The following is a 4,794-nucleotide window of genomic DNA, read 5'->3' on the forward strand; positions in this document are numbered from 1 at the left end:
AAGTCTCATTTGCTACATCCAAGCCCCCGTTGGTCCCCCAATTTTGGGGGACTTCTACCAGCAAATTGATTCTTGTTCCCCCCAGAATTGGGGGGCTAGGGGGGCAAAATTCAGTATCAAAAAACTTGGGAGATATCCTCTTAGGTCGGGGATGAATTTTCGACAATGTTAATATAGGAGATAAGGATCTAAAAAAACTGGGTATTGACCCTACTCAGCTACCTCCGGTTCGGGGGAAAGTTACGCCCTAGGAGATAACAGCCAATTAGGTTGTGCCTGGGAATCCCCATTCCTGCGACGGATGGGGAAGTTCAAGAAAGTCTTGGTCGTCTTCAGCAGGTCAGTGGCACTCAACGGTACCGTATCCCTGCTGATGTTAATCCAGAAGACTTTAGCTTCATCCGCTCTTATGCCCCACGTCCGCACTGAAAGTCGGCGTGGGATGAATGGCGGACAGAAACTATAATTTCGTTCCCATTGTCTATAATAAAAGTAGTAGGGTAATCAAAATTAAGAGCTAACCGCCACCTACGTTCCTAAAGATAGAACTTTTTTGTATTGTTCCGGTGGGTCGGGGCATCCCGGAGACGAAACCTTAGAATAGGGTTTGAAGTTACCGTAAGATCAGGTCGCCTTTTTGGGTTGTAGGTTATGCAGAAAAGGTTTAAAACTATTGTTATAAAGGCGACCTGATCTAAGGTTTCGTCTCTTGCCTTAATCATAAAGTTTTAACTCTTTACCCATAGCCGACTAACCATAAAGGCTGCCCTATTTTTGCGGTAACTTCTGACCGTGTCGTTAATAAAGCTTGCTGAGTATCCTAACCGTTGGGTGGAGTTGGCAAGAAGCCCACACTTAACTCAAAGAGTCAGTGTGGGAGTATGTCACCTCTGTAGTCATATGGTGCCGTAAATTCAACGTCACCTTGGCCTTTCGGCCACGCTACGCGAATGGCTACGCCACCCTTAGTAATTAGTAGCACTAATTAATAATAATTAACCCAAGTTGCTAAGGACTAATGACTAAACAGCCTATAGTATAGGCTGACAAAAAATTCCTTGACTGGAAACGCTAAATAGGTTATAGGATTAATCGTCACAATGATGTTACGGACATCACGAGTGGCTAGATTAAGGATTTGCTTGGCTACCCAATCCGCTGACATGACCCCAACTGGATTGAGATTACTTTTAAATGGTCCGAGGATTACTTTACGTACTACACAAGGAGCATCTAGACGACGCAGGGTAACTAGGTCTCCTAGGGTACGTTTGCTCAGTTCATACAAAGGACTAAAAGCTGGATTAACTTCCGCTTCCGAAGTATTAACCCAAACTTCCTTGCGAGCAATATCTTGGTTCGTCCGAACCGTGGATAAAAACATCTCTAGCAACCGCCAACTTGATAATGTGTTGACCTCGTAGGATTTTGCGATCGCATCGGCTGTCCGTTCTTGATGAACATTGATGCCGTGATTGAGAATTAGAATATCCACATTTTCCAAATGTGGGGCTAGTTCTGACTCTTTACTCACTTGCCAAGTGAAGGTTTTTACTGGCAAGCTTTCACCATTGACACTTAAAGTAACAGTTTGTTCTTGGGAGGTCAGAGCAATCACTTTTGCTCCCCGTTGCTGGAGATGGTACAATAGTGACTGTCCCAGAGTTCCCGATGCTCCCGTCACTGCAATAGTTTTTCCTTGGAGCGATAGTGCTGTCCCCATCAGTTTGTCTACTAAAGTCAATGTGCCGCCATAGTAAGCCTTTTGGTTATCAAAGTGATGTCGCCAATGGTAGCTGCGATTCACCATCCAAGGGGAAGGAGGACAGAGGAATGGACCCGGAAGGTGGGTTCCATCAGTCAACTTATCGGCTCCCTTGATGCCATAGCCACGAGCGATCGCACCAAATAGAAATACCATAGTGTACACAGAACCAGCCAAAGCTGCCCAATGCAGATTTGGTGTCCAGGTATAAGCCAACCACCATACCACCAAGCCTAACATTAGCATAACCAACGCTTCTGGCACATCATTACGCCAGTGCGCCTGTCGATAAATGGTATCACTGACAGCAGTTAAATCCTGACGGAAGACCCGATGATGCCACACATGCAAGCGATACAGAGGTGTCCAGTGATGGGACAGGAGGTGATAGAAGTCTCGCACCAGTTCTACCCACAGAATAGAACCCAGTCCCAAAACCCCTATAGCTAGCCAGAAATTTACCATAAACATGATTATGATGCCTAGAGTGAACAGTAATTTGTCGTGTTGGCAAATTGCCCATTCACATCATAATTAGGTAGGTACAAATAAAACTAAGATGTTGAGGGTGAATCATTAACACTCACCCCTCACCCCTCAACTTTCACCCCTCAACTTTCAACCTTCAACCTTCAACCTTCAACCTTCAACCCTCAACCTTCAATTCTCAACCCTCAACCTTCAACCTTCAATTCTCAACCCTCAACCTTCAACCTTAAACCTTCAACCTTCAACCTTCAACCTTCAACATACCATCTTCCATATAAGACACTTGGTCAGCTACATCGATAATACGAGGATCGTGGGTTACCATCAGCACTGTGCAGCCTTTATCCTTAGCCAGACGACGCAGCAACTCAATGACTGTATGACCACTGTGAGAGTCCAAGGCTGCCGTTGGCTCATCTGCCATAATTAGCGGTGGCTCTTTAGCTAAAGCCCGCGCGATCGCTACCCGTTGCTTCTGTCCCCCTGACAAGTCACTTGGTCTAAGATGTCCTTTCCCCTCTAAACCAACCTGCTCTAATAACGTTTTTGCCTGCTGTCGAGCATTTACCCCCCGAATTCCCTTAATGTTTAGCACAACTTCCACATTCTCTGCTGCTGTCAGAGCTGGAAATAGGTTGAAGTGTTGGAAAATAAAGCCAATGTGTTCTCGTCGAAACTCTGCCAGCTTAGTTCTAGACATACCGGTAATTTCTTGACCCAGTAAATAGACTTTTCCCAAGGTCGGGGTCAGTAATCCGGCCAAGATTGACAAAAGGGTAGTCTTGCCAGAGCCAGACGGTCCCATTAAAAGTTGGATATCACCACGTTTGACTTCCCAGTCAATTCCTTTGAGGACTTGAACACGGTTTTGTCCTGACTGGAAGTCCATCTGCACCCCTTTAGCAAGAATGGAGCGTATACCATACTTAGGTAAATCTATAACTTTAGATACTTTAGAGCCGCCCTTAATCAGTTTTTTGGGAAACACCATATATTAAACTTTAGCAGCACCAGTTGACTAGACTCTTAGGTCGTACTGCTGGAAATTGACGACTCCCCATCGCTAAAGCTAGGGGATTCTGGCAGGTTGATCTGCGCACCCGCGAGCTACACTGAATAGAAACGTTTTGTTTCACATCAGAGGGACTCGCCATAAGTCCTACTGCTAGAGATAAGACTTACTATGCTACATCTTATCTCTAGATGCGTTTTGTCGGATACTTGTTCCGACTGCTTCTACTTCACCCTTATAGTGCTAAGCAACAGTGCTATGCATCGTAGATAGAAGCGTAGGTGGAAGCTACACCCGTGAACTACCAGACCCTGAGCTTAAGCTAAAGCACTGGATTCCGACTTAACAAGGAATTGCCTAAATTTAGTTGCCCAAACCCAGGTCTGATATTCCTGGCATCAGCAGCAGTCCTAGTTTCTAAGACCGATGATTCTGCTTGGTTGTTTTTTTGGCAACAAGGTTTTTTGACTTGGTTATCGACAAAGCGCGTTTTTGATGCTAGCAACTTCTTGGCACAATTCCCAGAAAAAGGCTCTCCCATAGGAAGCTCATCAAGCACGGATAGAGCGCGGGACTTCCCGCTTAACCTTTAATTCTGGCAGATAGCCATTACATAATTTGAAGTATAACAGAAATCTCATCCACTGGGACTATTCCCATTCCATAAAGCTAGGGGCGAAGATAGCTCATAGCTGATTGCTCAATGCTTCACCCCTTTTCCCTTTCCCTGTTCACCTTTTCCCTATTCAGAAACCCAAGGAAGCAATTGATTAACATCTAGCAAAAAGACTGTCAAAGATGTATTTTCTTGGGGAATCACCGCAACATGACTAGCAATTCCTAGGGTATCAGCTTGACGAAAAGACTCTGGTAGGGTACGAATATCAGTCACGGAAACCTCTATCAAATTCGGTGTTTTGAGTACAGGGATACCAAATCCTTCACCCCTCGTATTTTGAGCAATCAGCAGGAAACGTCCTGGGTTAGAAGTGCTGATTTGGCTAGATTTAAATAACCGGCGATACAAGTCGATAATAGGAATTTCCTGATCATCGATATGGGCAATGCCAATATCATTGAGTCCACTGCTATAAACAGTTGTATAATTAATTACTTTGTTGACACACTCAATCGGAAAGGCGAAATTGATGCTGTCTATTCTAAAGACCACTAATTTCAAGAATGATGTAGCCTTCTGATTTGGCGATCGATGAGTATCATTAGGCTGGGAGTCAATTAAGTTATTTTTCATGATGTCCAATTCATAGTGTTAGAATAAGTATGAAGGATGAAAGATTCCAAGTCTTATGATCAGGATTTGGAAGCAATAGGAATTGAATGGAGTAACTCACCAGACTAAGTTTGTCAACTTAGCATTAAGCTGTTCGGCATTTAAATTGGTATAATAAAAATTAATAAATAACCCAATAATAGGAAATATGCCAGCAAAAAATTATCTGACACAAGAGCAAAAAACAATACTTCAAAAAGCCTTAAAAATAGAAGAAAATGGAAATATTAGAGAACG

The 4,794-nt window shown here is 43.8% G+C and carries 5 protein-coding genes; 1 reads left to right on the plus strand and 4 read right to left on the minus strand.

What is annotated here, in order from left to right; all coding sequences use genetic code 11:
* The first annotated feature begins 301 nt into the window (after positions 1-301).
* On the plus strand, positions 302-466 hold the full coding sequence (locus tag F6K38_RS35105; RefSeq protein WP_287249705.1) for a hypothetical protein: 165 nt from the start codon (positions 302-304) through the stop codon (positions 464-466).
* 549 nt (positions 467-1,015) lie between these two features.
* On the opposite strand, the gene F6K38_RS35110 is transcribed toward F6K38_RS35105, so the two are convergent.
* The 4 genes from F6K38_RS35110 to F6K38_RS35125 form a co-directional block, all read right to left on the minus strand.
* Positions 1,016-2,230: a bifunctional sterol desaturase/short chain dehydrogenase gene (locus tag F6K38_RS35110; protein WP_044493842.1), complete on the minus strand. Its 1,215-nt coding sequence runs from the start codon at positions 2,228-2,230 to the stop codon at positions 1,016-1,018.
* Between the two features lie 265 nt (positions 2,231-2,495).
* Entirely contained in the window at positions 2,496-3,245 is a 750-nt protein-coding gene (locus tag F6K38_RS35115) for an ABC transporter ATP-binding protein (RefSeq protein WP_008186482.1), read from the minus strand.
* A 343-nt stretch (positions 3,246-3,588) separates the two neighbouring features.
* Positions 3,589-3,807 carry a hypothetical protein gene (locus F6K38_RS35120; RefSeq protein WP_008186483.1) on the minus strand — a complete coding sequence of 73 codons (219 nt, stop codon included), beginning with the start codon at positions 3,805-3,807 and terminating at the stop codon, positions 3,589-3,591.
* A gap of 201 nt (positions 3,808-4,008) precedes the next feature.
* A complete protein-coding gene (locus tag F6K38_RS35125) occupies positions 4,009-4,518 on the minus strand; it encodes a chemotaxis protein CheW (RefSeq protein ID WP_008186485.1) in 510 nt (169 codons plus the stop codon).
* Between the last annotated feature and the right edge of the window lie 276 nt (positions 4,519-4,794).

It is taken from the genome of Moorena sp. SIO3B2 (genome assembly GCF_010692525.1).
In the GTDB taxonomy this organism is placed as follows: Bacteria; Cyanobacteriota; Cyanobacteriia; order Cyanobacteriales; family Coleofasciculaceae; genus Moorena; species Moorena producens.